The organism is Leisingera sp. ANG-Vp (genome assembly GCF_000813725.1).
Taxonomy (GTDB): Bacteria; Pseudomonadota; Alphaproteobacteria; order Rhodobacterales; family Rhodobacteraceae; genus Leisingera.
In genome coordinates, this window is sequence record NZ_JWLD01000139.1 from 1 (window position 1) to 547 (window position 547).

1 protein-coding gene is annotated in these 547 nt (G+C 62.7%); it reads right to left on the reverse strand.

The features are described 5' to 3' along the window. Positions 1–547: serine dehydratase beta chain (locus RA20_RS24450; RefSeq protein ID WP_039135597.1), on the reverse strand; the 547-nt coding region annotated here is incomplete at both ends.

Below are 547 nucleotides of genomic sequence, written 5' to 3' on the forward strand. Positions count from 1 at the left end.
CATGCCGCGCTCGGCCATCAGCGCATCATAGATGCCTTTGGCGCGGCGGCGCACCTTCAGGCCGCCGGGCAGGATGCCGTCGCGTTCCAGCCCTCGGTTGATGCAGTCGTTCATCACCTGCCAGATGCGGGCGGTGCCTTTGGCGAGGCTGTCCTCGCAGCCGCGGGCAATCTCATTGGCGCGCTTCATGTCCGCAATGGATTTGCCGCTGGACTTGGCCATCTCCAGCATTTCGGCCGCGGATTTGAATGGAAAGGGCACCGGGTCGCCCTCGTCGGTGGCCTTGCCTGCTGCCAGTTCCTCTTCGGTTACGACAAAGCCGCCGCCGATCGAATAGAACACCTGTTTCAGGATCACGTCGCCCTGGGCGTCGGTGGCCATCAGGATCATGCCGTTGGAATGGCCCGGCAGCGCGTGATCGTAATCAAAGATCATGTCGGCCTTGGGGTCGAAATGCAGCTCGCCCAGCCCTTCGGGGTGCATGGTACGGGTCTTGGCCAGTTCTGCCAGGAAGGCCTCGGCCTTCTCGTCATCATAGTCATGGGCG